The following is a 25,019-nucleotide window of genomic DNA, read 5'->3' on the forward strand; positions in this document are numbered from 1 at the left end:
GGCTCTTGTGGTCATCAAAGAACTGAACTCTTTCGGCTACAGCGCGGCTGAGATTGATGTATTACTCCCGAAGAAACCCACGCCCATCGGCAAAGCAAAAACAGAAGTAGACGCCGAACATGCCTATGAATTCTGGCTTGATGGACGTGTCAAGCGTATCGAGCGCTTGTTGCTTCAGGCGGACGATGTTGTAAAGGAAGGCTATCGCTGGCTAGTCAACGCTGAAAAGCCTAAGTAATACTGCACCTATCACAAATCAACCCCTTTGGCAAACACGCCAAAGGGGTTTTTTTTCGAGCCATCGATCTAAAAAAACGAAAGTTGGCGGCTTTGTCGGGCCCGGGACAAGTGCGGATGATCCCATCAGATCTGCAGATCGAACGCTTTTCCCTCAACCATCCTGGAGTGCCTCTATGAACCTTAAAACACCACGCCGCGACCGATCAGCGGGCAACTTATCGCCAGTTTTCAACGCCGTTAAGGATCTGCTCGATCAGCTATCGCATCTCGTCGAATCACAGCCTGATATTGCGATTGCAACAGAACATCAACCAGTCACTGCAACCAAAGACCCGCAACCGTCACCACTTGCGACTGTGAATCAGGCTGCGCCGATCATGAATCGGACCCCAAGCGCCATTCGCCACATGATCTTCCAAGCCGAGGCCGGCGCGTTGCTAAGCGATCCAGCAATAGACAAAGGATTTCTGGCATGCATCGTTCGCCCGCCACGCACCCGCCGCGTATTTCTTCATCGCGAACGCTTGTTGGCTTTGGTCGAATCCTGGGCGTCCACACAAAAAACGAATCAAGCGAAGGAGTAAATCATGGCATATGTAGCTACACAGCACCGCAAGTGTTCACACGAATACCTTCGCAAGAATGCCCGCGCGGTAATTGATCTCGTCAATGCCACGGCCCCTTACTGGGACCGGGTAACGCGACAACCGAACTACTGGGAATTAACTGGTCCCGATGGCATCCCATATGAAATCGCCATCCGCCCCGAAACAGAAGGCCAATGGGGCTATTGGGACGTCCTGATTGATGAGTACAACGACGGATCGATTCACCTCTGGGTGTCGAGCGGTGTCATTGGAAACATGCGGCGCTCACTTTCAGTCGCTCCATGGGTAATTGATGCGTTCGCGTGCAGCTCGACCGTGGCGACATACCAATTGATTGCGCAACTCGCCTTCGGACAACTGCCCGTCAGTGTCGCAGCCAGCCTCTGCAAGCTCTCGACTGCCAATATTGGATCGGAGCTCTATGGCAAGGGTTCCACCCTTTCGCACCTGCTCCGCTCATCGGTCACCAAAGCAAAGTTCCGACCGGAATCCACATTGATTGATCCACGAGGAATGCTCGCTTGGATGCTGCTAACCAACCAAGAGAAGGCGGAGCCCGTTGTTGCCGTGGAGTGAGGCTAGGCGGTTCGCACATTAGGCAATGACAACGCAACCTCAACCCATACGTGCGCTCGCAGCCGTAAGCGTTGAGAACCTCACACCGCCTGTCAAGGCAACTGCAAAAAGGAAACTATCGTGAAAAATGAGCAAGCAATCTTTATATACGCAACGGAATATCACAGACCGCTGTCTTATTTTGACAGTCCCCAGTGCGAGCGCCCCGCGCTGATTTGGATCGATGCAAAGAGAGTGGAAGCAATTCTGACCCTCATGACAAACGGGCCGTCTGACGAAATCATAGAGGTGCCTGAGAAGAAATGTTGGGCTACATGGAGCAAGAAGCACAAGAGCTGGATCTTCTGGGAAAACTTGTGGACCGCACATAGTCTAGACATTTGTGCGGTCGAAATTAGCATGACTCCGGTCAAAGGTCGTTCGGGTAAATTCAAATTCAAGTGCAATATTCCTTATATTGAAACCCCAGTGACAACAATGCCACTCACTTCGGCAAAGCTGCTTTCGCTGGCCCACCTTGCCACCCAATCGGCTAAGGACGTCATTGTCACTCCTTCGGGCAACACCCTGTTCGACGATTCAGACGACTTCCAGCGCACCATGCTCAAAGCAGTCGGGCAACCCGAATCTCGCGCAATGGGTCCGCGCTGGCCCGACGGCTCTTTTTAACGCTGGGGCGAGGCAGCGATTCGGGCCGATGCCACGCCCTTCCCTCTTCCCGCTCAAAAAAATCATATGTAAGCAAGTGGCCGTTTGAGCCATTTTCATATTGTTTTACTTTTTCAAAACAGTGAAAAAAATGAACAAATGAAAGCAGCTCAAACGGCTCACCCAGCGACTTTTTAATCTTTAGGAACCTCACCATGTCAACACTGAAACCGTCGTCAGCCTACGACACAACACTAAAGCAGGCTAAGACTATTTGTACTGCCATACACGGGAAGCACGGCTTTGGCATCACGTACATGCGACGTGACCCTAAGTCAATGACCATAACCAAGGTGCAAGATCACTACGGCACCTTCGAGGGTCATGAGCCAAAATTGCACGAACTTGGAGCCTCAGGTTGGGAACCGTACCTAATGGTCGCCGTTACCACGGGTGCAGGCCACTCAAATGCCCTTATCACCAACAGTTGGGCAGTCGCTTTGGACTTTGACGACGGCTTGCCTGAGCTGTTGGAGTCAAATGAGCTAATTCGCCCTACGTTCGTTATACAAACCTCACCGACCCGCTTCCACGCGGTGTGGGTATTCGATGAAAACTGTACCCCTGACCAAATGCGCTTCTTGGCCGATGTGATGGCAGACCGGCTTGAAGCGGACCCAGCTTTTGCCAAGTGCAGTCAGATGGTCCGGCTGCCTGGGTTTATCAACCGTAAGAACAATCACAAGATCAAGGTGTATGGCAATGCGGGTCCGACGCACTCGTATGACCGTTTGTGTGAAGCCTTCGACGCACCACTGGTGGTAAATCAACAGCGCAAGGCCTACCCACGGTTAAATGATCAACTGGCCATACCGAAGAACCACGCCAATACCGCCCAGGAAATGTTTACTGATGCCCAAAATGCCATAGGGTACCTCGCTGATTGGGCCGAAAACTATGACACTTGGCTCAAGGTGGGTATGGGACTGGTGGCCTTAGGTGCTCCGGGTCTTGAGTTGTTTCACCGTTTTTCCAAGCAGTCTGCCAAGTATGACGCAGGGGCCGTGGATGCCAAGTGGGAAACCTTGATCAAGAATGCTGGAACCAAGTCTTCTTTGAAGCCCTTGTTTGCCGCTGCACAGAAAGCGGGTTGGAAGAACCCAGGCTTTCGCAAGGAAAAGCCTGAGTTCCAAGGTATGCCGACAGACCGCGAGATGGGTGCCCGATGCGCGGTGCGGATGCAGGACGAATTCGCGGTCATACAACTGCACGGGGGGGCGAAGCCTGAGATTCAGTTTCTCAAGCTGGAAAATGGCGCGTATCGCGCGCTCAATCCCATTGAGCGGCGGGCGGAGGCGGAAAAGCACTGCCATGCTGTTATCGCCGAGATGGGAAAGACCGATGACTCTGATTGGAAGAAAGAGTTGCGTCGCCGGATCGGCACGAATCGCGGGATGGACGGGGCTTGTGAGCATATTGCTGAAAAGCTCTTCCAACTTCAGAGAGGAAATGAGGTCAAGTCCTATCCGTATCTGCCGGTCGCCAATGGCGTTCTGAATATGCTGACCCGTGAATTGGTGCCGTCGCGTTACAAGCCGCTGCCCACCAAGATCTCCTCAGTAAGCTATGACCCACGTGCCACCGCGCCACGGTTTAGCCGTGTGTTGGATGAGATCTTTGAGTTCAATGAGCCAATGAAGCGGTTTATGTTGCGACTGTTCGGCTATTTCATGCTGGGTCGGCCCATCGAGAAGATATTTGTTATTTGGTATGGGCCTAGTGCCAACAACGGCAAGTCCAAACTGATCAATGTCTTGAAGGGGATATTTGGGCCGTACTTCACCATGTTGCCCACGGCAGCACTAATGTTGAAGTCACACACGTCTGACGGCGCCAACCCAAGCATCGCGCAACTCGGCGGCAAACGACTGGCAGCAGTATCTGAACCTACCGATAAGCAGGTCTTGGACGTGAGCCTGATCAAGCAACTGACGGGCGACCGCCACATCAATGTCCGCGACAACTATGGTGCGCCAGTGGATATGGAAATCGAGGCAGCATTTCTCATGTCCACCAACGCCATGCCACGGGTGCGTGAAGATGACGAAGGCTTTTGGAACCGCGCCCTCGTGGTGCCCTTCAACCGCTCGTTCTCCAAGGAAGAAGAGGATCGTGAGCTTGATGAGAAGTTGGCAAAGGAGTATCCGGGAATCTTGAACATGATGCTGGAAGGTCTGCAGGACTATTTAGTGAACGGCCTGAACCCGCCAGATCAGGTTGGACGGGCGACAAAAGGCCAGCGCGTTGGAGCCGACCCATTTGCCGCGTTCTTTGCGGATAGTCTGATGAGGTCTGCCACCACCACGACAAAACTGAAGGACATTCATGCCACGTATTTGACATGGCAGAAGCAGAGCCAGCGGTTCCGTCAGCTCAGCAAAACGGAGCTCAGTGAGCGCCTTGAGTCGGAATTCAAGAAGCGAACAGTGAGCCATTTACCCGTTTTTGACGGTGTTGCCCTTCAAGTAGGGTAATCAGCGGGTACTGAAAGAAGCAGCGGCGGGCTTGCGCGGCTCAATGGGCTCCATTCGCTCACCGCTACCGCTACCGCTGCCATAGACGGTTGTTTAGGTTTGAAGGTCGGCCAGCACTGCACGGCGCAACATGATTGAACGTGTTGCCAAGCTTGCTTTTCTTGACCTTGACTTGCTAGATCTGGTCCCCCGGCGTCAGTGGCAGGGTTTGCTGTAAAGCCCTCGTACGTCCACAGCGACGTATTGACCCTTAACTTATTGGAGTACGAAATGACATTTGCTTCTGAGATCGAAAATCGTTTGCACAGGTTCGGCCTGAAAGTCATCGCTAAGCATGAGCTGGACTACTGTTATCAATTCCGCCTAGTGTGCGGAGCCATCATCAACGCCTACGGAACTGGAAAGGTCGTGGTGCAAGGCAAGCTGGACCCGCGCGGCAAGGTTGAATTTGTAGCGCGACTGCTGAAGGCGCTGCCAAGCAACACTAAGTTTCCACCGAGCATGGTGCCGGAAAATGCAACCAATTCGTCGGTGCGTGGAGCTGACCGCCACTTTGTGGACAGTGAAAACCGTTGGAACGCGCCGGACGGAGAGCAGTGCATCGCCGAGGAACCTTCCCACTTCAGTCAATCACGAGCGCTCAAGGTTGTTCCAAACCTGGTGTTGGACGAACGTGGCGAGTATGTACCAGATGAATGGCGGCAGGCTCGTGATGACATGAAGGACCCCCACGAGCGCTGGTAGTTGCTTTGAATTGCCTTCCGTGGCTTTGATCAGCAGCAATGCGGTAGGCATCCTGCCACGGCCCCCGGCTACCGCATCAACAACCCTTGTAAACCGAACTGGAGAATGACATGACAACTGTCGAATTTGAACAAAAGCCGCCGCTTGAGCCTGATACCGGGAAATTAGCGGCACCACCCCTGCCAGAACACAACCACTTGGACGCTGCGTATTGCCACTTCACGGCGGAGGACATTGACCAGCTCCGCAGCAACGCGGAGCAGGGCAACAGTGACGCCATGGTCACGCTCGGGTATTGCTACGCCAATGGTGCGGGTGTACCGCCGAACTTGGCAGAATCAGTGTGGTGGTATCGCAGTGCGGCCCGCCAAGGCAGCATCGCCGCAATGATTTGTCTCAGTGCTTGCTGTAGAGACGGAATCGGCACCAGAAAGGACACCCGTGAATCGATGCGTTGGGTGCGCCGTGCCTTGAAGAAAAATGAAGCGGCTCTCAAATAATACAGGTTGGGAGGGGGCAGCAGAAACGGGTGCCCACTGACCACTTACCGGCAGGTACGACTAGAGGCTTACAACGGCTGCAAATGGCATTGCTCAGGGTGGCTGGTCATTCACGCCCCTGACAACACCGCACTTGCGACGGCGACGGTACGGTTCCAAGACGTTGACTCGACTCTACCCTATACAGCACGAGCCACCCGTTTTCCAGGCGCTTGAATCGAGCGGCGAATCGGTGAAAAACTTGAATTGGCAATCGCCAAATGCGCGGGAGCCGACACAATTTCACGGTATTCAATGGCTATTCATTTGTTGGAGGCAGACTATGCAGAAACTGACACGATGGGGACACTCAACAGGCATCAGAATTCCCATGCACATTTTGAAAAGCATGAAGCTGGGCGTTGGCGATTTTGTGAACGTGCGACTGATGGATTCAGGCGACATTCGGGTACGCTCCGCGAAAGCACGACAGCAAGCTGACCAGCTACCGGCAGCGAGTCACACCCCGCCTTCGCACACCGAACCGGAAAAATGGTAATCGGCCAACGCCTGCAAGGCATGCGACCAGACACACCTACAGCACGCGGGTCGCACCGGTATCCCGGGTCAGGATATACGTCACAGACTAGCCCGATACATCGTGTCACGCGTCCGGAGCCGATAACGGCATTCAATTTCAAATTTAGGACAACAACTGGAGGTGGAATATGTCAAAGTCAGTCAAACTGCAATGGTTGGGGCGTAACGTCGGCCTCCCAATTCCAGGCGATACTGCCCGCCAAGTCGGACTCAAGCCAGGTTCCTTCGTTCGAATCATTGTCCTGCCAGGTGAACTGCGCATTCGACCGGTTGCGATGCCGTGCATTGACGATTTAGCCCCCGATGAGGACACGCCCGATTCTGAACGCCGCGAGGCTACGGGATTGTTGATGCGGCGGTAGCAAGTGCTTATCGACAGCCCCCTAGGCCACCGCCCCGGACGATTTGCTTGACAGATACACTGATTCAAACCACCGTCAAGCTCCCCGAAGTACCGCACTTTATGAACCAAGACCTCGCTAGGAAGATGCAAGCAATCGCAAATCATGTAGGCGACCTAAATTCCCACGGAAAGGTCAAGGCGCAGACCGCGAATGAAAACGGATACGCAAAAATTGTATCCATCAACAGTGGCACCCGAGTGTGGATTCATCACACCCGCGACGACAAGTTGATTTTCGACCTTATGGTTACTCGCGCTGGGGGCCTCAAGTATCCTGAAATCACTAAGCGCGCAGAGGGTACATTTGATAGGTTCGCAAGAGATGCGGGCTACGAGGTGTTGAATCGGCCTTGGCAGCATTCCCTCTCCAAGAATGACGTTCGAAAGCAATGGTATTTCGAAGTCACCAACGACACCTCTGAAAATATTTGTGCACTTGTCGAGAAGGTGAAGCTGGCCTTCCGCCCCCCAAAATAGGACTTTTCCTCTTCGATCTTTACGCGGTTCCGAAAGCGTTGCGGGGGTTCAGCATCGGCCCAAAGTCCCAATTCGTTCGAAATTGATGCGTCTTCCGCCTCTGAGTAGGTTTGGCGATTTGCTGCAGATTGTTCGTGCTGGAACCTGTAACGCAAGTCCACCAACCTGAACCTGCGCCTAACTGGCATCGTGCCCAAGCCCTTGACGAACTCCTAAGGACACACACCCGACATCCACCCCAATGAACTGGTCGCTCTAAAGCAGTCGTAGGCTTCGACAGACGACGGTCAGCTTTGTGGCACCGATTTCCTCAAACCCGACTTCGGCCGTTGGCCAGGTGCCGACGTTCAGAACAATCGCTCTACAACAGTGAGCGAATTGAAACTGGAGTTAGTGGCACCTTTCCTGGGATCAGGTTGCCCTCAAAACATCTTCGTGGATCAAAGAGGCTGCATTGCAGGTGTGAACTTATGAACTGAAATTACGGCTTCACAACATCGATTTGTCTTTGATCAGTCGAGAACGCATGGCCTTCCGTTTAACTTGATCCTCAGAATCATCTGACCATGCGTGAGAACTACCCCAAGGCCAGTCGGTACCGGCAATGCCCAACAGACGAACTTCTCCTGCGACTCCAGAAATCTTTCGTTCAAACGATCTCCCGTCGACTTTGAAGGCTATCTGATGCACTCCTGCCTTAACTCTTAGGCGAATCATAGAGTCTGGAACGGTTTCCATCGGAGCACCGCTATTGAATGAGATCTCCACTGGATGGTGCCCATCGCCCCAGTAGCGAACAACATAGATGGTGAGGGCATCAGGCACTGACGCAAACTGCTTGGCTTCAGCATCACGTTGAAGGCTCGGTGCGAAGTCCTTTGTACAGACGGCACGTATGCCACGGTCAGTGTGACAGTATGGCTTTTCGGCCAGCTGATCAACTGGTGTGGCACAGCCAAGCAGAGCAAAGATGCATGCCAGGGCAGCGACACTTCTAAAGTTCATTCTTGCCATTTTTTTCTTTCTGCGAGTTACAAACACGTTGGGCACAAGCTGGGCGCGGGCGCCCAGCAATGACTTACTTCAGTACAAACCGTGCCGTAGACGACTTGCCAGTCGCCAACACAACGACCACAACCTTGGTGCCTGCCACCACTTTGAAGCTGCCCTTGGCTTCCAGCTTGTCGCCAGCGGGTTTGAGTTCCACCTCCTGCTTGTCGGTACCGGAAAGCAAAGTCAGCTTGGCTGTGACCTTGCTAACGTCCACGGCCTTCCCATGGTCACGTAGATGCAATTGCAGAGAATCGGGCCTGGCCACCAGTTCGTAGTCCATGTCTTTGACCTCGACCACGAGGCCACCATGCAGCGGTTTGTGCTCATGTCCATGGGCATGGTTGTCGGCAGCGAAAGCTGCGCCCGTGGTCGCTAAGGCCAAGGCGGCTATGAGTTGAGGGAATTTCATATGTGTTCCTTTCAGGGGGTTAAAAAATCAGAAGGCTTCCGCATTGCGGTCGTCCAACAAGCGTTCAGCGTCCTTTCGGCCAAACAGCCAGAACAGGACTGGCGTCAAATAGGTATCGAGCAGCGTGGAGCTGATCAAGCCCGAGAAGATCACTACCGCAACGGGGTGCAATATCTCGGTGCCTGGGCGCTCAGCCTCAAACAACAGCGGTGCCAGCGCAAAGGCGGTCACCAGAGCGGTCATCAGCACCGGGCTCAACCGTTCCAGCGAGCCACGCACGATCATCTTGTGGTCAAACTCTTCACCCTCGATTCGCATCAGGTTGATGTAGTGGCTGACCTTCAAAATGCCATTGCGCACCGAGATGCCAGCCAGCGTGATAAAGCCCACCAGTGCCGCCACCGACAGCGGCTGGCCCGATAGCCACAGGCCCAGCACCGCACCCACCAGCGCCAGCGGAATATTCACCATGATCAGCGCCGACAAGGTGACTGATTGGTATCGGCTGTACAGCACCACAAACATAAGCACCAAAGACACGATGGACAACAACCCCACCAGTTTGGACGCCTCTTCCTGCGCCTGAAACTGCCCACCCAGTGTGATGAAGTAGCCCTCGGGCAGCTTGGACTCCGCCACTACCTTGCGGATGTCTTCCACAATCTCGGAAAGCGCACGGCCCTGCGCATTGGCCGACAGCACGATGCGGCGTTTGCCATCATCACGGCTGATCTGGTTGGGGCCATCACCGTCTTCAATCGTCGCCACTTTGGATAGTGGCACGGCCCCATTGGGGGTTTGCAGCAGGATGTTACCCAGGCCTTCCACCGAACGGGCCGACTCCGGCAGGCGCACCACCAGCGCGAAGCGGCGCGAACCCTCCACAATCTGGGTCACTTTTTCGCCTTCCACCAGGCTTTGCAGCGTGGCCAGAATCTGCGGTGTGGGTACGCCGTATTGCGCGGCTGCGGCGTAGTCCACCCTTACCTTGATCTGCGGTGCCAGCACCTGCTTTTCGATCTCCAGGTCGGCAATGCCGGGCACCGCCGCCAACTTGGATTGCAGCAGATCGGCCTGTCCACGCAGTGTGTCCAGATCGTCACCAAAAATCTTGATTGCAGTCTGCGAGCGCACGCCCGACAACATGTGGTCTATGCGGTGCGAGATGGGTTGCCCGATACCAATAGACGCCGGCAGGTTGACCAGGCGCGCACGGATATCGGCCGAAATCTCGTCCATGGATCGGGTCAGCTCGGACGCGGGTTTCAGCCCCACGTCCAGTTCGCTGACGTGCACTCCCTCGGCGTGTTCGTCCAGCTCGGCCCGGCCGCTGCGCCGCCCGACGTGGGTGACCTCAGGCACTTGTTTGACCAACTTCTCCGCCTGCTGTGCCAAGGCCGACGATTCGGCCAGAGTGACGCCAGGGTTCAGCCGCAGACCCACCAACAGCGTGCCCTCGTTAAACGGCGGCAAAAAGGTCTTCGCAAAAAAAGGCACGGCCACCGCCGCCAGCAAAACGGCCAAACCGGCTGCCACCAGTGCGGGCTTCGGGGCATTCAGCACCCGCTGCAGGCTGCTCCGGTAGCCACGTTTGAGCCAGGCCAGCAGTTTGGTGTCGCCATGGTTGAGCGAACGCATGCGCGGCAACAGGTAGTAGGCCAGCACCGGCGTGACCGTGACAGACACCACCAGTGAGGCCAGTGTGGACACGATGAAGGCAATGCCCAACGGCACAAACAGCCGCCCTTCCATACCGGGCAGCGCAAACAGCGGCAGAAACACCAACACGATGATGATGGTGGCATACAGAATGGCAGAGCGCACCTCCATCGTCGCGCTAGCCACCAGCTCGTGTGGATTCATCCGGTGGTCGTGGTGGCGCTCGCGGTCCACCTTCAGGCGGCGCATCACGTTCTCCACACCCACCACCGCATCGTCCACCAGACCACCTATCGCAATGGCCAGGCCGCCCAGCGTCATGGTGTTGATGGACAAACCGAAATATTGGAACACCAGCGCCGTCATGAAGATGGACACCGGAATCGCCGTCAGCGCAATGATGGTCGGACGCAGGGTGCCCAAAAAGAAGAACAGGATTACCGCGACAAAGATCGATGCACCTATCAGCTTGCCTTGCAGCGTGGTGATGGACGCCTCGATAAAACTGGCCTGGCGGAAAGTCACTTTGGGCTCGTCCATGCCTGCGGGCAAGGAGCGTTTCATATCTGCCAAAGCCGATTCGATGGAGCGGGTCAACGCAATGGTGTCTGCCGTGGGTTGCTTCTGGATGCCCAAAATCACCGCCGGTTTGCCTTCAAAACCCGCGTCTCCGCGCTTCAGGGCGGGCGCAAATGCCACCTCACCAATCTGGCGCAGCAGAATGGGTTGGCCGTTCTTGGTCGTCAAGGCCAGGTTTTTCAGGTCGTCCAGTCGCGAGGTGCGGCCCAGATTGCGGATCAGGTATTCGCGGCCATTGAGCTCCAAAAACCGCCCGAGGTGTTGGACGAGAAACCTTTGAGCGCACCTTCCAGCTGGTCATGGGTGATGCCCAGCTCGGCCATACGTGAGGTGTTGGGCTGCACCTGAAACTGGCGCACCTCGCCGCCAATCGGAATGACCTGCGCCACACCGGGCACGGCCATCAGCCGGGGCCGCAAGACCCAGTCGGCATATTCGCGCACCTGCATGGGAGAAATTTTCCCGGTGTCGATGGGGATCGCAATCTGCATGATCTCGCCCATGATGGAGCTGATGGGTCCCATACGCGGGACCACACCGGCGGGCAGCCCTTCTTCCATGGCAGACAGGCGCTCGGACACCATCTGGCGGGCGCGAAAGATCTCCGTGCTCCAGTCAAAAGTGACGTAGATGAAGGACAGACCGGCACTGGAGACCGAGCGCACACTCTCCACGCCCGGCAGGCCATTCATGGTCGTTTCCAGCGGGAAGGTCAGGAGTTGTTCCACCTCTTCGGCCGCCATGCCTCCTGCCTCGGTCATGATGGTGACCGTGGGTTTGTTGAGATCGGGGAACACATCCACCGGTGTGCGCGACAGCGTGAACGCGCCGTAGGCCATCAACACCAGGCTGGCAATGATGACCAGCAGCCGGTTGGACAGGCTGTTTTCGAGAAGCCACTTGAACATGCGTGTGACTCCTTTTAGCGAATTTGGTTGATCAAGCTGGCCCCTTGCGTGGCAATACGGTCGCCAGCCTTCAGGCCCGACGTCACCGCAAACGAGGCACCATCCAGAATCTCGATCGTGACCGTGCGCGGCTCAAACCGCTCTGCTGCGGTCTTGACCCACACCACGGCCTGGTTGGCCGGGTTTTTGAGCAACGCCTGTGCGGGCACCCGTATGCCTTTGACACGTGTAGCCGTTTGCACATAGACATTGACCGGCTGGCCCACGGCCAGTTTGGACAAGGCTTGCCCTTCGGCCTGGAACAGCATGGGTAAGGCCTGCTCGCGCAAACTGCGCGCCGCGCCGATAAAACGCAAGGCCACGGTATCCGCACCCAGGGCCAGGGTGGCACCCGCCACGTCGCTCACCACCGCTGCGTCATAGGCAAGCGCCTCTATGCGCAGGCGGGTTGGGTCCACCACCTCAAACAACAGTTCGCGGGCATCGACCACCTGGCCGGCCACCGCGTTGCTGGACGCAATGACGCCCGAGACGGGTGCGACCAAGGCATCGCGGTTGTTCAGGCCGCCACCCACTGCGACCACCCGCTCACTCAGGCTGCTGAGTTCGCTTTGTGCCGCTTCAATGTCTTTGCGTGGCACCGTGTCCGACAGCTCCTGCAGGCGGGCCAGGCGTTTCTCGGCCAGAGCCCTGGCGGCGCGCAGCTCGGCCAGCACGCTGGCCTGGTTGGAGCGCTCAATGGCACCGCTGGATGGGACCACATAGGCCAGCACATCGCCCTTCTTGACGACCTGACCTACGCTGGGAAAACCACGCGCGCCCGCTTCCAGGCGCCCTGCCATCAGGGCCTGAACCTTGCCCCCTGCGTTGGGGTCCATCACCACTTTGCCGGCCAGTTCCAGCGAACGGGGTAGCTCAGCGTCGGTGAGCACCAGTGTGCGAACGCCAATCTGGCGTTGGGCTGGTTTGGGTAAAAACACGCTGCCATCGGGCAGGCGTTTGGGGCCGTCCCCGCTGACGGCGGGTGCGGCGTCACCGTGGTCATGGCCTTCACCCGCCCATGCGACGGGCGCTAAGGTCAACACCAGGGCACTCAACATTTGGCAAGCAGCCAGCATCAAAAAACGGGGCTTCATGCTGCACCTCCCAAACGCGTGTTGCGCTGAGCACCGAGGCGACGCACGGCAAAAGCCAGCAGTGCCAGGGTCAACAGTCCGCCAAGCGCCCATGCGCTGTAGGTCTTCCACGTTGCGCCATGCGCGGCGTCTGCGTGGGTGTCGGCATGGACGTCCAGATCACCAGCCAGCAGGTCGGTCACAGCGCCTGCAACTACGGTCGCGGTCACACTGATCTCTCCGGGCTGCAGTTCTGCGGCCAATGTGGCCTCGAACTCACCCTCTCCGTGGGGTTGAACTGACAGTTTGGTGCCGCCCAGTTCAAGCTCCAGCTTGGCATCCTTGACCGGGCTGTTGTCAGCGGCGTGGTCCAGGTACAGCGTGATGTATTTGCCGTTCACCACACCCACCAACTCAAATGCCTCGGTCGTGGCGGTAAAGCGGGGTTTGGTCGGACCGCCCGCAGCGGCAGGTGCTTCGCCATGGTCGTGGCCGTCACCGGCCCAACCGCACAGGGCTACGGTGGTCAAGATCACCGCGAGGAAAAATGGCTTACGCCAGGTTAGGAATTTCGTCATGTTGTTTCTTTAAATGAGTGGTTTGTGCAGAGGCTGGGCCGGGCTTATTCCGGCAACAGCCCCAGGGTTTGGCGCAGAGCGGACTGGGCAGCCGCCAGGTCTATGCCGGCACGGGCGGCCTGGCGTTCGGCGTCCATGGCTTCGCGCTCCATTCGCAGGCGGGTGGGCAGATCGGTCTCGCCCATCTGGAAAGATTTTTGGAAAAACACGCGTGACTCGCGGGCCAACAGCGCACGCCGTTGGGCCGCGGCTAGCTGAGTCTGGGCGGACACCAGTCCAACGCGGGCAGTTTCTACCTCTCCTAGCAGCCGTTCGCTCTCCAGCCGCACTTGCGCCTGGGCTTCCATCGCATCTGCCTGGGCGCTGGCACGTTTGGCCTGGTTGCGGCTGCTGGAGCCCAGTGGGAAGCGAATGCCCAGCGTGATGCTGTGCTGGTAAGCCTCATCCAGTTGCCCTCGGTCGCGGCTGGTGGCCAGCATCAACTCGGGGTTGGCGCGGGTCTGCACATGGGCCAGCTCGGCGGAGCGTTGGGCCACGTCTGCACTGTCCTGCAGCTCGGCAACTGCCGGGTGGGCAGCCAGCAGCGTGGCACTATCCGCAGGCAAAACAGGCATCGGCTCTGCACCGATTACGCCAGCACACGCCCACCCTGGGCCAGCAGCAGGGACTTGTGGCACCTGACCAGACAGTGCACGCAAGCGCTGGGCAGTAGTCGCCAACGCACCTGTGGCCTCCGCCAGGGCCACCTCGCCGAAGCCATTGCGCCATCCGCCTGGTGCTGGTCGGCACGCGCCAAGTCGCCCGCTTGCACACGTTTGCCGACATCCTTCGCCAGTTGTTGCGCGTGGCCGAACAGTTCACCGGCGAGTACATGGTCGATGCGAGCCCGCTGCCAGGCCCAATAAGCCTCGCGCACGTGTGCCGCTGTGCGCAACTGCGCCGCCCGTACGCGGCTGTTCGCAGCGCGTGCCTGGGCATCGGCCACCGCGCCGGTGCGCGTGCGTTCGCCCGGCAACCACAGCGGAATGCTGATCCCGGCCACTGTTTCATCCCGCCCCAGGTTCTGGTTCAGGCGATCGGTCTTGGCGGATAACTCCAGCGCAACCGGCTCTGCGGTCCAACGGGTGGCGGCCTGCTGCTGCGCCGCCGCTGCTTCCTGGCGCATCTGTTGTGACAGAGTTTCAGGTTGGCGCTGCCATGCGGCTTCAAAGGCTTGCTTGAGCGTGGTGGGTGCCGGGTCAGCGGCAGCGCCGCTGGCAGCCAGGGCCAGCATCACGCAAGGCAACCAAATAACTTGATTTTTTCGGAACATCCGATTCTCCAAAAATGAAAAACATTTGGGGGAATCGGCGAGGTGCAATCAACAAGAACCGCTACACGATCACGCAGGCATTGCGCAGTGCGCAGTAAAGGTCAGGGAAAAGCCAGCCTCGCCGATCAGGCGAGGTCAGTCCAGTTCGGGCGTTCCGGCAGGGAGGCGGGGTGGGAGGACAGGCGCAGCGCGGGTGCACCGTGCGCATCTGATGACAGGCTAATCGTCAAGAAGGGGGTCGACTGCAGCATGGCCGTGCAGCAGCCAGCGTGACAAGCACTACAGTCTGTATCAGACGACCCAAAGGCCTTGGAGTTGTCGCTGTCCGTGGGTTCGGCATCGGCTTGGTGCTGGTGCTCGTGGTGCCCAACGTGCTGAGTCGTTGCCTCAGTTTCATGCTCGCAATAACTCGCCACTGCAGCCCAACTGAGCTGCATCGGCAAGAAGACTACGAGGAAGATGAGGAACCAGCGGCGCATTGCGGCGAGAGTGTAGCAGCCCTTCATCATTAACCCTCTCGGGTTTGTGCCATTCATAGTTTTTCACGAATGTGTGCCACGTTACGGTTCATCGCGTGCCGAATGACGTACGCATAAAGCGAACGTTTGACCCCGCTCAGGTTGACGCCATGCTGCGCATAGAAGTCGTCCGGAGAATCAAACAGTCCGAAGTCGTGGTTGATGCCATCCTTCTGGATAAACGTGTCTTGGCCAACCCAATCCACCGGCGGGCATTGCAGATTGGGGGTCGCTGCACCATACCCGCAAAACGACCCCTGATGTCCCGCAAATCGCCGTTGCAGCGCCTGCAGGTAAGGGCGGTCCAGAATGAAACCCTCAAGGCGAATCCACTGGCCAGCGCTCCAGACCTCTACCCAGCTGTGGATGATGCTGCGCGGCGCGAGTTGGTAGGCGATCCCAGTGATCGCCCTTTTGCAGCGCGCCTTGTCAATCGTGAATCCATGAAAGCGGCAGGCCACACCAACTGCCCGCAGTAGTGCCATCAACAGTGTGCCCTTGGTGTTGCATTGACCAATGCCGTCGGCTAGCACCGTGGAGGCAGGCAAATCATCCGATGCGTTGTAGCCAAAGGCGATGTCATCGCGCACAAAGTTGTAGACCGCGCCAATGCGTTCGTACTCGCCAAGTTGCATCCAGCCGTGCCTCGCGACCTGGTCCTGGATCGCGGGATGGCCGTAGTCGAGGAGTGATGTCGCTTGTCGCCAATTGGCAAGCTGGTCGTCGGATGGCGGTGTGGTGGGTGCTTGAAGAATGTCCATGGGCCTACTCCGATGTCTTCACACGCAGCAGCCGAAGCCCATTGCCAACCACCAGCAGGCTGGCCCCCATATCGGCAAACACCGCCATCCACATGGTGCCCAGGCCCAGCAGCGTCAGCACCAGAAACACGGCCTTGATGCCCAGCGCCAGCACGATGTTTTGCAGCAGCACCGCATGGGTGCGGCGTGACAGGCGCACAAAGCGCGGCAGCTTGCGCAGGTCGTCGTCCATCAGCGCCACGTCGGCGGTTTCAATCGCGGTGCCGGTGCCGGCTGCGCCCATCGCAAAGCCGATGTCGGAGCGTGCCAGGGCCGGTGCGTCGTTGATGCCGTCGCCCACCATGCCGACTGCGCCGCCCTCTCCCATCTTGGCTTCGATCGCCTTGAGCTTGTCATCGGGCAACAGGTCGCCACGGCTTCGTCGATGCCCACCTGCGCTGCAATGGCCGCCGCCGTGGGCGTTGTCTCCGGTCAGCATCAAGGTCTGGATGCCCAGTGCGTGCAGCTCGGCAATGGCCTGACGGCTGCTGTCCTTGACCGTGTCGGCCACGGCAAACACGCCTGCACCTGCTGCTCGTCGGTCAGCAGGATCACGGTCTTGCCCTGTCCTCCAGCGCGGACAACTGCGCTTCCAGCGCGTCGAGCAGCGCCCCTGTTCGTGGATCAGGCGGTGGTTGCCCAGGTGGTACAGCTTGCCGTCAATGCGGCCCTTGGTGCCGCGCCCGGCCAGCGCCTCAAAGTCCTGTACCTCACGCAGTGCAACACCATCCGCTTGTGCGGCTTGGGCCACGGCACGCGATACGGGGTGGTCGGAGCGGCTGGCCAGGCTGGCGGCCAGGCTGCGCACCTGCGCGGCATCGCCACCGTTCAACACAGCGAAATCCGTCTGCACCGGCTTGCCATGGGTGATGGTGCCGGTCTTGTCCAGCGCCAGCCATTTCAGCTTGCGGCCTTCTTCCAGATAGACGCCGCCCTTGATCAGAATGCCTTGACGCGCGGCGGCGGCCAGCCCGCTGACGATGGTCACCGGTGTGGAGATCACCAACGCGCAGGGGCAGGCGATGACCAGCAGCACCAGCGCCTTGTAGACCCAGTCAAACCACGCCGCGCCCAGCAGCAACGGCGGCAGGATGGCGACGGCCAACGCGATGGCAAAGACCACTGGCGTATAGACCTTGGCAAACTGGTCCACAAAACGCTGGGTGGGCGCCCGACGCCCTGCGCCTCCTCCACCGCATGGATGATGCGCGCCAGCGTGCTGTCGCTCGCGGCCGCAGTGACCACGTACTCAAACGAGCCCCGCTTCGTTAATGGTTCCGGCAAACACGGCATCGCCCTCGACTTTTTCCACCGGCAGGCTTTCGCCGGTGATCGGGGCCTGGTTGATGCTGGAGCGTCCGCTGGCGATGCTGCCATCCAACGCAATGCGCTCACCGGGCTTGACGCGCACCCTGGGCAGCCGCGACCAGCTTGGCATCCACTTGCCAGCTGCCATCAGCCTGCAAGACCGTGGCACGCTCGGGTGTCAATTGCATCAAGCCCTGGATCGCGTTGCGCGCGCGGTCCAGCGACTTGGCTTCGATCAGTTCGGCAATGGTGAACAGCACCATCACCATGGCCGCCTCGGGCCACTGGCCCAGCAGCAGCGCACCGGTCACGGCGATGCTCATCAGCGCATTGATGTTCAGATTGCCGTTCCGAATGGCGATCCAGCCCTTTTCTGGCGGTCGGCCGCACGGCCAGCACCGCGGCCAGTGCCAAGCGGCGGCCACCACGTGGGAAACCCGCCCAATGCACGCCTTCAGAACCAATGGCCGCCACCCCGGCCAGCGCCAGCGGCCACCACGGCTTGGCGGGCTCGGCGGGCGTCGTCGGCGCTGTGCGCCGCCGACGACTTCCGGCGTGAAGCCCAGCGAGACGGATGGCGTCCAGAATCGGCTTCATCGCCTGGGGTTCATGCGTGACGGTGAGCACACGCTGCATGAGATTGAACTCCATGCCGTCCACACCGGCCATGCCGCCCAGCTTTTTGCGCAACAACGCCTCTTCGGTGGGGCAATCCATCTGCAGGATGCGGATGGGGGGTCTTGCTCCCGGCACTGGCCAACGCCTCTTTGACGGCGCCAGGGACGGGCACCCCTGTCACAGTGCCCACTGCAACACGCGTTCTGCAGGGGAACCATCGGGTGTGTTGTCTGGCCAGGGCATGTCTGTTGATCGTGTGCGGTCATAAGGGCTTTGTTTTAAATTCCCCCTATTACACAACCTGAAGTTACTATAGAGTCAAGAACTATTTTGGAATCTGTCATGAAAATTGGTGAATTGGCCCAGGTCGCTCAAACCACTGTCGAAACTGTGCGCTACTACGAATAGGAAGGACTGCTTCCGGAGACCGCGCGCACCGCAGGCAACTTCCGGGTCTACGGCCCGGCCCATCAAGAGCGCTTGCGCTTTATCCGCAACTGCCGAGCCTTGGACATGAGCCACGAAGAAATCCAAACCCTGTTGGGTCTGGCAGATCAGCCCGCCGAGGGTTGTGGCGCCATCAATGCCGTGTTCGATCAGCACATGGCCCACGTCGATGAGCGCATCCGGGAACTGAGCACCTGAAAGAGCAATTGGCCACGCTGCGCCAACGCTGCCAGACCGAAAAGGGCGGTAGATGCCTGTGGCATTTTGCAGGGCCTGGCCGCCATGCCAGCCCATACCAAGCCAGAACGTCACACCCACCTGGGTTGAGTCACGATAAGGAGACGTTCGGCGGGAGGCACTTTCCCTCATTTGGAATTGAACAGCTGCGCCAGTTGGCGGCCGATGAGCTAATCAGGGCGCCGTAAGTGGCAGCTTTGTCGATTTCTTCAGGACGGCATTGGGCACGGAAGCGAAGTTCACTTGCGACTTCTAACTGGCGATACGATTGGCTGCCAGAAAGCTGTCATTGGCCAGCACCCGCCCCCCGAAGCAGGTCCACGATTTGCCCCATTGCGGTGTTTCAATTTTGAACAACTGCACAAGAGAAAAGCGGCTGGCTCTTTAAAGACATTGCGGAGAGCCAAATTTCCAGACAACGGTCGGTCAAATTGGCTTATTCAGTGCTCAAACGTCAATGCTCAGCGGCGCCAGCACGGCGACCGCAGCAGCTAAAGTTAGGCGCAAGACGCCGTAAAGCTGTTAGTTGGTAATTCGGCTAAATGTTCCACGCCATGTGCCCTGCGCCGTCGTCCCGGTCGCGTTCATTGTTCCATCCAGCTAATGCGGTGGTCGAGACGAGAACCACCAATACAGACACAAAAAGGGACCGGGGAAAATCCCTCGAAATCATTACCTGCAGCCTTTGCTTGACGGCGTTCAACATGATGCTTTTTGAGTCAGAAAGGCACGCGCGGTAGTGGCGATGACGCCCTGCGCAGTAGCGGCAATATCTCCAGACGTGCGGCGTACCACGCCAACCGGAAATGGCCACTGCGCGCACCGGCGAATGGCGGGCAAGGCGGCCATCGGCAGGACTGGTTTGCGAGCAGGTCGCGTGTTGGAAGCTTGCATAGCTGACATCCCCTTTTTTGTCTTTTGGTCAGCAATCTTACTAGACAAGCTGGGTTTATGTACAGTATCATTCAATCACCATGATTACTGAAGAAGTCTACTTTTGGCGTATCCAATGGGCGGGCACCTGGATGTTTACCCGCACGCGCATATCCGAGAGAACGATCCGGCAGGAGCACCCGGAGGCAATACGCATTGAGGATTCCAAGCAATTGATGCTGACCCCTGAGACGCCACAGGAGCGGGTTCAGGCGGCGGCGAGAACACGCAATGGCAGCCCCGATGTGGTTTACCGAATGTGAGGGATGAAATGGTCGTTATTCAAATTTTGTATATGGTGATAATATACATTCATGATTGACCTGAGCAAGATTATTGGGTTCAACTGGGACGACGGCAATGCCCGCAAGAACGAGAAGCACGGCGTCTCCACGGCTGAGGCTGAGCAGGTGTTTTTCAACGTGCCTTTGCTGCTGTTGGACGATGCCAGTCACAGTCAGAAGGAACCTAGGCTTCATGCTTTGGGCAAGACCGATGAAGGGCGAATGTTGCACATCACGTTCACCCTGCGCCAGGCGGGCCAATTGATCCGTGTGATTTCCGCCAGGGACATGCACCGAAAGGAGCGAGCCATTTATGAACAAGCAGACTAAAGCCATTCCGAAGTTCGCCAACGAAACGCAAGAGCGTGCGTACTGGGAATCGCATGATTCGACCGAACACCTTGACTGGTCAAAAGCCAAGAAGGTGACGCTGCCGAACTTGAAGCCCACGACCAAGACGATTTCACTGCGGTTGCCACAGCACCTGCTGGACTCGATAAAGGTAGCCGCAAATGCCCGTGACGTGCCCTACCAGTCCCTCATCAAGGTCTGGTTGCAGGAAAAGCTGCACAGCCACTGATGCTTTGATCGGCAGACCAGTGGCATGAAACGATTTGAATTTCATCTCAATATTTCTGCACAGCGGTATCTGAACTACTACCGTGGCACGGTCAGACAGGTAGTTGTTCAATGCATTGACGGAGCGACAGTGCAGTTCCCGGCATCGTTCCTGACCCAATTCGTTGCCGTCAACGGAATTCACGGAGACTTTGTGCTCACGTGCGACGAGAATTTCAAGGGGTCAGAACTCCACCGACGGCAGTCCTGATCGACCATTCCGTGGTCGCTGATTGACCGTTTTCTCGAAACCAAACCACTGGCACCGCATTGGATGGGATTCGCCACCCGTGGCCGACAAGTAAGTGCTCTACACAGTAGTCACCGGAACTCAACACCGGGCGGCGGTCTGGGCTCGCTACCTCCATTGCATGCGAGCGCGGTGACTCGGCGGTTGACCGACGTAGAGGATTTACGCGGTGCTATCCACCATTGCCATTTGGGCAAACCAGAAAACCAGGATAAGACGTCGCACAGCACCAAAGTATTTCATTTTTGACAGGCCAAAATGGTCCACGTAAACTGAGCGCACGGCGCATCACGCGCCGTGCCGCGCCAGCATCAAGCGCCAGAAACCACTGAAATCAGCGAAAGCCATGACCTCACAGTCATGGCTTTTTGCATTTCTGGACGCTTGTTTCCTACTGGTGCGGCTCAACCCACCATGGAGCACACCCAATGAGCCAAGTCCGCAACCGCAATCAAGCGACCTCAACCCCAAACATTCCAACGACCAAGGAACCGCCAAGTGATCCGGAGAACACCATTCCGCAGCTCGTCAGGATGACCGATATTTGCAGAATGCTGGCGCTGCAAAAGTCGAAGATCTACGAGCTGGTGGCCACCGGAAAATTTGCACGACCACTGAAACTCGGAACTAGTCGCCGAGCAGCGGCACGTTGGCTACTCAGTGACGTGACGCAATACGTTAAAACGCTGACCGATTCCCGCCCGCCGTCTGCCCCGTCCACCAGCGACTCGTTGACGATGGGTCAGACCGCCTCAAAACATGGGCCATTGCAAACGGTCAGCAAACCCCAACTCGTGCGCTCACCAAGACGCCTCTGACAAAGGGTCACAGTCAGGACCGACCATCCGGCCTGACAACACCAGCGGCAACTTCGCCGCATTTTTCAATACCGCAAAGCTTCGAAAAACTGCACTTTTCGTATGCCAGTTTGCGTGGCTTTTGACGACATTTCACCGAAAGAACACACCATGAATCCGAATCGAAAGATCGGTCAGGCTCTAGCTTTGACCGAAGAAGACTATGTCGCCGCCGCCAAGGCAGTTTCAACCCGAGCCGAATACGCCAAAGACATTCGGTATTACCTGGCTGCCGGGGGCACTATTCCGGCCACGGTCGATCAAGTGGTCACTTTCATCACAACCATGGCAACCTCCCTCGCCGTGGCTACCATCGAAAAGCGACTGGTCAGCCTGCACGTCGAACATTTGGAGCGCGGTCACAAGTCGCCCGTTCATGACCCGCGCATCAAGCAACTGATGAAAGGTGTGCGCCGTAGCCTGGGTGTTGGTCAAAGGCAGGTAACCGCCATTGAAAAAAACACGCTGATTGACATGTGGTCTGCCGCCGCCAAGGGACGACCAGCGCAGGCGGCACGCACCATGGCGCTTCTGGCCATTGGCTGGGCTGGTGCTTTTCGCAGAAGTGAACTGGTGTCACTCACTTGGGCTGATGTGTCCTGGCTGGAAAGCGGTATTGAAATCACTTTGAAGTCCAGCAAGGTCGATCAAACCGGCGTAGGTTTCGTAAAGTTCATTCCGGTTGCCTTTGGTGATCGCTGCCCTGTAAAGGCACTGAAACACTGGCAGGAGGTGTGTGGCAATGAATCCGGCTACATCTTTATGCCGGTAAACCGGCACGACCAGATCGCCAACAAACCACTGACCGCGCATGCCGTGGCGCAGATTGTCAAGCGGATCATTGTGCTGACAGGTCGTGACCCCGATTCGTACTCGGGTCACAGCTTACGGGCCGGCTTTGCCACAGCAGGAACCTTGGCAGGTATCCCAAGCTACCAGCTCATGCAACAAACCGGGCACCGCAGTGAGGCGACCTTGCAGAAGTACGTCCGCATTGGAAAACGGCGGCAGATTCCGTCATTGTTGTGAAAGGGGCCTGCCATGAACATCAAATTCATTCTTGCTGGGGTTGTCCTCCGTGTGCAGCAGATTTCCCGGGCAGTTGGTTTCACTGGTCCGTCGCATAGTCAGGCCAACGCCAAACCGTCTTCCCCAGCGGGTGGCATGTCCGAGACTCGCGCACACTTTGGCAAAGCGGGCTTGCATTGCGATATGGGTTCTGATTCGGTGATTGCTACGCCGAAAAGACGGCGGCAAACCTTGATCGCACCAAAGATCGAGTCGCTGCCACTGGAACAACGGCGTTGGCTTACTGTCAAGGAAACCTCTGCTCGTTTCCCATGCTTTTCAGAAAAGTCATTGCGACATCTGATTGCTCAAGCAGAGGCCTACGCGAAATACCCGAAAGCGGGTTTGCGATCCAACGGGATGATCGACTGCATCGTCCGACCAGCAGGGCAACGCAAGATCGTCATTGACGCGACAAAGTTTGAATCGTGGCTCGCGTCTGGTGCTGTTGCCCCGAGAAATGCTGTACCCGCCAAAGGATTCCAGCAGTCGGTGGAGCGCCCATCATGAACGAAACTCGACAAGTGCAGGTGCCGCACAGCTATTTTCAGAAGGCGAAATCTGAATATTCCGACTGGCGCTGGGCAATGATCCGCGAATTCATTCAAAACGCCTACGACGCGCAGGCCACCACCATCGACTTCAGGTTGACCATCAATGCCGCTGGCCGGATTGAACTCCACGTTGATGATGATGGCATCGGCATGGACCGTGACACTTTGGAAAACGTGCTGCTCTGTATGGGCGGTTCCAGAAAGCCAGCGGGATCAATTGGCGGTTTTGGCATAGCCAAGGCCATTTTGTTCTTTGCACACCATGCCTACACGATACAGACCCGAGACTTGACAGTTCAAGGCAGTGGCAGTGAATTCCGTTTGCAGATCGATGGTGGACGTATTGACGGCAGCAGAATGACGGTCGATTTGGCTGATGAAGCTTTGATGCTGGATTCATGGCACAAACGGATCAGAACCTATGTCCGAGCCTGCTTCATGGAATATGCCACTGGTCGCCCGGTGACGATTCTCCTTGACGGCCAGGAACTGCCTCAAAACAACGAAACCGTCTATAACTTCTACGTGCAAACCCCGCTGGGTCCCATGTGGTACGACGAAATTGCGGGCAGTAGCCGGTCCGAATTTGTGGTGTCAGTGGCGGGTTTACCCATGTTCACCGAGACCTTTTACTCCAGTGCCAACCAGAGTGCGTTGAGTGGCGGGCTTGAACTTGACGCGGGCAGCACGGTATTGACGGCCAATCGTGACGGGTTCAGTTCTGCTGTGCGTGAACAGTTTTCCAAAGTGGTGAGTGGGCTGGTGCAAAACCAGAGTGCCGTTCGTTATGGTCAGGCGCTGGACCTGTCAATAAACTTTGAAGCTGGCGTGGACGCGGCGCGGATCATTCCAAACAGTATTGACGCTGGCGGCGATACCAGTGGAAGGCCGACAACACCTCTGCTCATGGTGTGCACGGAAGCTGTCGAACCTGAGTCAGTTGCAGGCTACGCTGCGGCGCTCAGGCGCATTACTCATGACCGTTACCCGGCAAACTTTCATCTAAAAGTCGAATCGCTTTCCTTACGACGGTCAGCCGGGAGCCAGGCCTACCTCACCGCACCGGCCTTGGTCGCTGAATTGAACAAGCAACGCAACGCCAAGTTGGCCCATAGTTGGCGTATTGCGCTGATTACCATCCTTTGTTGCGATTGGGCAATTACGAACGGTGTGGCGCTATTCGATGGATTCGGACTGCCCGTTGATTGGAACAACTTTCACGGCAGAGTTACCGACTTGCAGGCGTTTCATGGTGGGCGACGTGTGGATGCCGGGTTCTGTTTTGTTGACAACGCCCAAGGGCTTTGCGCTGTTTCAGTCGCGGACGGTAAGCCACACCGTGTTTTTGTCAACCCGATGCTGTTGACCACTGAGACTGGGTTCCGGCACGGAGACACACTGGATTTGGCGTTCCATGAAGTTGCCCACCTTTGGGAACAGCATCACGGTGAATCGTTTTGCATTGTGGAGGCGAAATTGCGCCAGAGCGTGCGGCGCTGGATGTCTGAGCGAGAGCTTTTGAATCGCATTGGTAGGAGCACTGCCCCCCTCCAGCAAGGCGAATAGTCCTGTTGTTCGTCACCATCCAGTTGCGGTCTATCGAAG

25 protein-coding genes and 3 pseudogenes are annotated in these 25,019 nt (G+C 57.3%); 17 read left to right on the forward strand and 11 right to left on the reverse strand.

Annotated features, from left to right (window positions below; genetic code table 11):
* Positions 1 to 7 precede the first annotated feature (7 nt).
* From IPI80_RS10085 to IPI80_RS10120, 8 genes are all read left to right on the forward strand, one after another.
* The gene (locus IPI80_RS10085; RefSeq protein ID WP_413859647.1) at positions 8 to 238 is read left to right on the forward strand and encodes a hypothetical protein; all 231 of its coding nucleotides are present in this window, start codon (positions 8 to 10) and stop codon (positions 236 to 238) included.
* Between the two features lie 175 nt (positions 239 to 413).
* Positions 414 to 824: a hypothetical protein gene (locus IPI80_RS10090; protein WP_413859649.1), complete on the forward strand. Its 411-nt coding sequence runs from the start codon at positions 414 to 416 to the stop codon at positions 822 to 824.
* 3 nt (positions 825 to 827) lie between these two features.
* Positions 828 to 1,424 (forward strand): hypothetical protein, encoded by a 597-nt coding sequence (locus IPI80_RS10095; RefSeq protein ID WP_413859651.1) that lies wholly within the window; start codon positions 828 to 830, stop codon positions 1,422 to 1,424.
* 120 nt (positions 1,425 to 1,544) lie between these two features.
* Positions 1,545 to 2,093 (forward strand): hypothetical protein, encoded by a 549-nt coding sequence (locus tag IPI80_RS10100; RefSeq protein WP_413859653.1) that lies wholly within the window; start codon positions 1,545 to 1,547, stop codon positions 2,091 to 2,093.
* Positions 2,094 to 2,287: 194 nt separating this feature from the next.
* Positions 2,288 to 4,606, forward strand: a complete 2,319-nt coding sequence (locus tag IPI80_RS10105) for a phage/plasmid primase, P4 family (RefSeq protein WP_413859655.1) — start codon at positions 2,288 to 2,290, stop codon at positions 4,604 to 4,606.
* Positions 4,607 to 4,876: 270 nt separating this feature from the next.
* A complete protein-coding gene (locus tag IPI80_RS10110; protein ID WP_413859657.1) occupies positions 4,877 to 5,350 on the forward strand; it encodes a hypothetical protein in 474 nt (157 codons plus the stop codon).
* Between the two features lie 110 nt (positions 5,351 to 5,460).
* The gene (locus tag IPI80_RS10115) at positions 5,461 to 5,850 is read left to right on the forward strand and encodes a tetratricopeptide repeat protein (protein WP_413859659.1); all 390 of its coding nucleotides are present in this window, start codon (positions 5,461 to 5,463) and stop codon (positions 5,848 to 5,850) included.
* A gap of 988 nt (positions 5,851 to 6,838) precedes the next feature.
* Positions 6,839 to 7,309, forward strand: a complete 471-nt coding sequence (locus IPI80_RS10120) for a hypothetical protein (RefSeq protein WP_413859661.1) — start codon at positions 6,839 to 6,841, stop codon at positions 7,307 to 7,309.
* A gap of 489 nt (positions 7,310 to 7,798) precedes the next feature.
* Here IPI80_RS10120 and IPI80_RS10125 read toward each other — a convergent pair whose 3' ends face one another.
* The 11 genes and pseudogenes from IPI80_RS10125 to IPI80_RS10175 form a co-directional block, all read right to left on the reverse strand.
* Positions 7,799 to 8,323 (reverse strand): hypothetical protein, encoded by a 525-nt coding sequence (locus IPI80_RS10125; protein WP_413859663.1) that lies wholly within the window; start codon positions 8,321 to 8,323, stop codon positions 7,799 to 7,801.
* Positions 8,324 to 8,387: 64 nt separating this feature from the next.
* A complete protein-coding gene (locus IPI80_RS10130) occupies positions 8,388 to 8,771 on the reverse strand; it encodes a hypothetical protein (protein ID WP_413859665.1) in 384 nt (127 codons plus the stop codon).
* Positions 8,772 to 8,798: 27 nt separating this feature from the next.
* A pseudogene (locus IPI80_RS10135) lies at positions 8,799 to 11,917 on the reverse strand (efflux RND transporter permease subunit).
* Between the two features lie 14 nt (positions 11,918 to 11,931).
* On the reverse strand, positions 11,932 to 13,053 hold the full coding sequence (locus tag IPI80_RS10140) for an efflux RND transporter periplasmic adaptor subunit (protein WP_413859667.1): 1,122 nt from the start codon (positions 13,051 to 13,053) through the stop codon (positions 11,932 to 11,934).
* Positions 13,050 to 13,610 (reverse strand): hypothetical protein, encoded by a 561-nt coding sequence (locus tag IPI80_RS10145; RefSeq protein WP_413859669.1) that lies wholly within the window; start codon positions 13,608 to 13,610, stop codon positions 13,050 to 13,052. The genes IPI80_RS10140 and IPI80_RS10145 overlap by 4 nt, the downstream gene beginning before the upstream one ends.
* A gap of 44 nt (positions 13,611 to 13,654) precedes the next feature.
* Positions 13,655 to 14,224 carry a TolC family protein gene (locus IPI80_RS10150; protein WP_413859671.1) on the reverse strand — a complete coding sequence of 190 codons (570 nt, stop codon included), beginning with the start codon at positions 14,222 to 14,224 and terminating at the stop codon, positions 13,655 to 13,657.
* Positions 14,225 to 14,238: 14 nt separating this feature from the next.
* Positions 14,239 to 14,922: a TolC family protein gene (locus IPI80_RS10155; protein WP_413859673.1), complete on the reverse strand. Its 684-nt coding sequence runs from the start codon at positions 14,920 to 14,922 to the stop codon at positions 14,239 to 14,241.
* A 125-nt stretch (positions 14,923 to 15,047) separates the two neighbouring features.
* A complete protein-coding gene (gene czcI / locus IPI80_RS10160; RefSeq protein WP_413859675.1) occupies positions 15,048 to 15,458 on the reverse strand; it encodes a cation efflux protein, CzcI family in 411 nt (136 codons plus the stop codon).
* Positions 15,455 to 16,201, reverse strand: a complete 747-nt coding sequence (locus IPI80_RS10165) for a transglutaminase-like domain-containing protein (protein ID WP_413859677.1) — start codon at positions 16,199 to 16,201, stop codon at positions 15,455 to 15,457. Before IPI80_RS10165 ends, czcI begins: the two co-directional genes overlap by 4 nt.
* A 4-nt stretch (positions 16,202 to 16,205) precedes the next feature.
* Positions 16,206 to 17,696 (reverse strand): annotated as a pseudogene (locus tag IPI80_RS10170) (heavy metal translocating P-type ATPase).
* Positions 17,632 to 17,871: a hypothetical protein gene (locus IPI80_RS10175; RefSeq protein WP_413859679.1), complete on the reverse strand. Its 240-nt coding sequence runs from the start codon at positions 17,869 to 17,871 to the stop codon at positions 17,632 to 17,634. Before IPI80_RS10175 ends, IPI80_RS10170 begins: the two are co-directional and overlap by 65 nt.
* 637 nt (positions 17,872 to 18,508) lie before the next feature.
* On the opposite strand from IPI80_RS10175, the pseudogene cadR reads away from it, so the two are divergent.
* The 9 genes and pseudogenes from cadR to IPI80_RS10220 all read left to right on the forward strand — a co-directional run bounded on the left by cadR (position 18,509) and on the right by IPI80_RS10220 (position 24,980).
* A pseudogene (gene cadR / locus IPI80_RS10180) lies at positions 18,509 to 18,940 on the forward strand (Cd(II)/Pb(II)-responsive transcriptional regulator).
* Positions 18,941 to 19,824: 884 nt separating this feature from the next.
* Positions 19,825 to 20,046, forward strand: a complete 222-nt coding sequence (locus IPI80_RS10185) for a hypothetical protein (RefSeq protein WP_413859681.1) — start codon at positions 19,825 to 19,827, stop codon at positions 20,044 to 20,046.
* A gap of 51 nt (positions 20,047 to 20,097) precedes the next feature.
* Positions 20,098 to 20,397, forward strand: coding sequence for a BrnT family toxin (locus IPI80_RS10190; RefSeq protein WP_413859683.1), 300 nt, complete (start codon positions 20,098 to 20,100; stop codon positions 20,395 to 20,397).
* Positions 20,381 to 20,647: a BrnA antitoxin family protein gene (locus IPI80_RS10195; protein ID WP_413859685.1), complete on the forward strand. Its 267-nt coding sequence runs from the start codon at positions 20,381 to 20,383 to the stop codon at positions 20,645 to 20,647. Before IPI80_RS10190 ends, IPI80_RS10195 begins: the two co-directional genes overlap by 17 nt.
* Before the next feature lie 24 nt (positions 20,648 to 20,671).
* Positions 20,672 to 20,896, forward strand: a complete 225-nt coding sequence (locus tag IPI80_RS10200; protein ID WP_413859687.1) for a DUF2835 family protein — start codon at positions 20,672 to 20,674, stop codon at positions 20,894 to 20,896.
* 467 nt (positions 20,897 to 21,363) lie between these two features.
* Positions 21,364 to 21,753: a helix-turn-helix transcriptional regulator gene (locus tag IPI80_RS10205; RefSeq protein ID WP_413859689.1), complete on the forward strand. Its 390-nt coding sequence runs from the start codon at positions 21,364 to 21,366 to the stop codon at positions 21,751 to 21,753.
* A 150-nt stretch (positions 21,754 to 21,903) separates the two neighbouring features.
* Positions 21,904 to 22,821, forward strand: coding sequence for a site-specific integrase (locus IPI80_RS10210; protein ID WP_413859691.1), 918 nt, complete (start codon positions 21,904 to 21,906; stop codon positions 22,819 to 22,821).
* Positions 22,822 to 22,833: 12 nt separating this feature from the next.
* Positions 22,834 to 23,370 carry a hypothetical protein gene (locus IPI80_RS10215; protein ID WP_413859693.1) on the forward strand — a complete coding sequence of 179 codons (537 nt, stop codon included), beginning with the start codon at positions 22,834 to 22,836 and terminating at the stop codon, positions 23,368 to 23,370.
* Positions 23,367 to 24,980 (forward strand): ATP-binding protein, encoded by a 1,614-nt coding sequence (locus IPI80_RS10220; protein WP_413859695.1) that lies wholly within the window; start codon positions 23,367 to 23,369, stop codon positions 24,978 to 24,980. Before IPI80_RS10215 ends, IPI80_RS10220 begins: the two co-directional genes overlap by 4 nt.
* Positions 24,981 to 25,019 lie beyond the last annotated feature (39 nt).

Source organism: Candidatus Aalborgicola defluviihabitans (assembly GCF_016705985.1).
GTDB lineage: Bacteria > Pseudomonadota > Gammaproteobacteria > Burkholderiales > Burkholderiaceae_C > Allorhodoferax > Allorhodoferax defluviihabitans.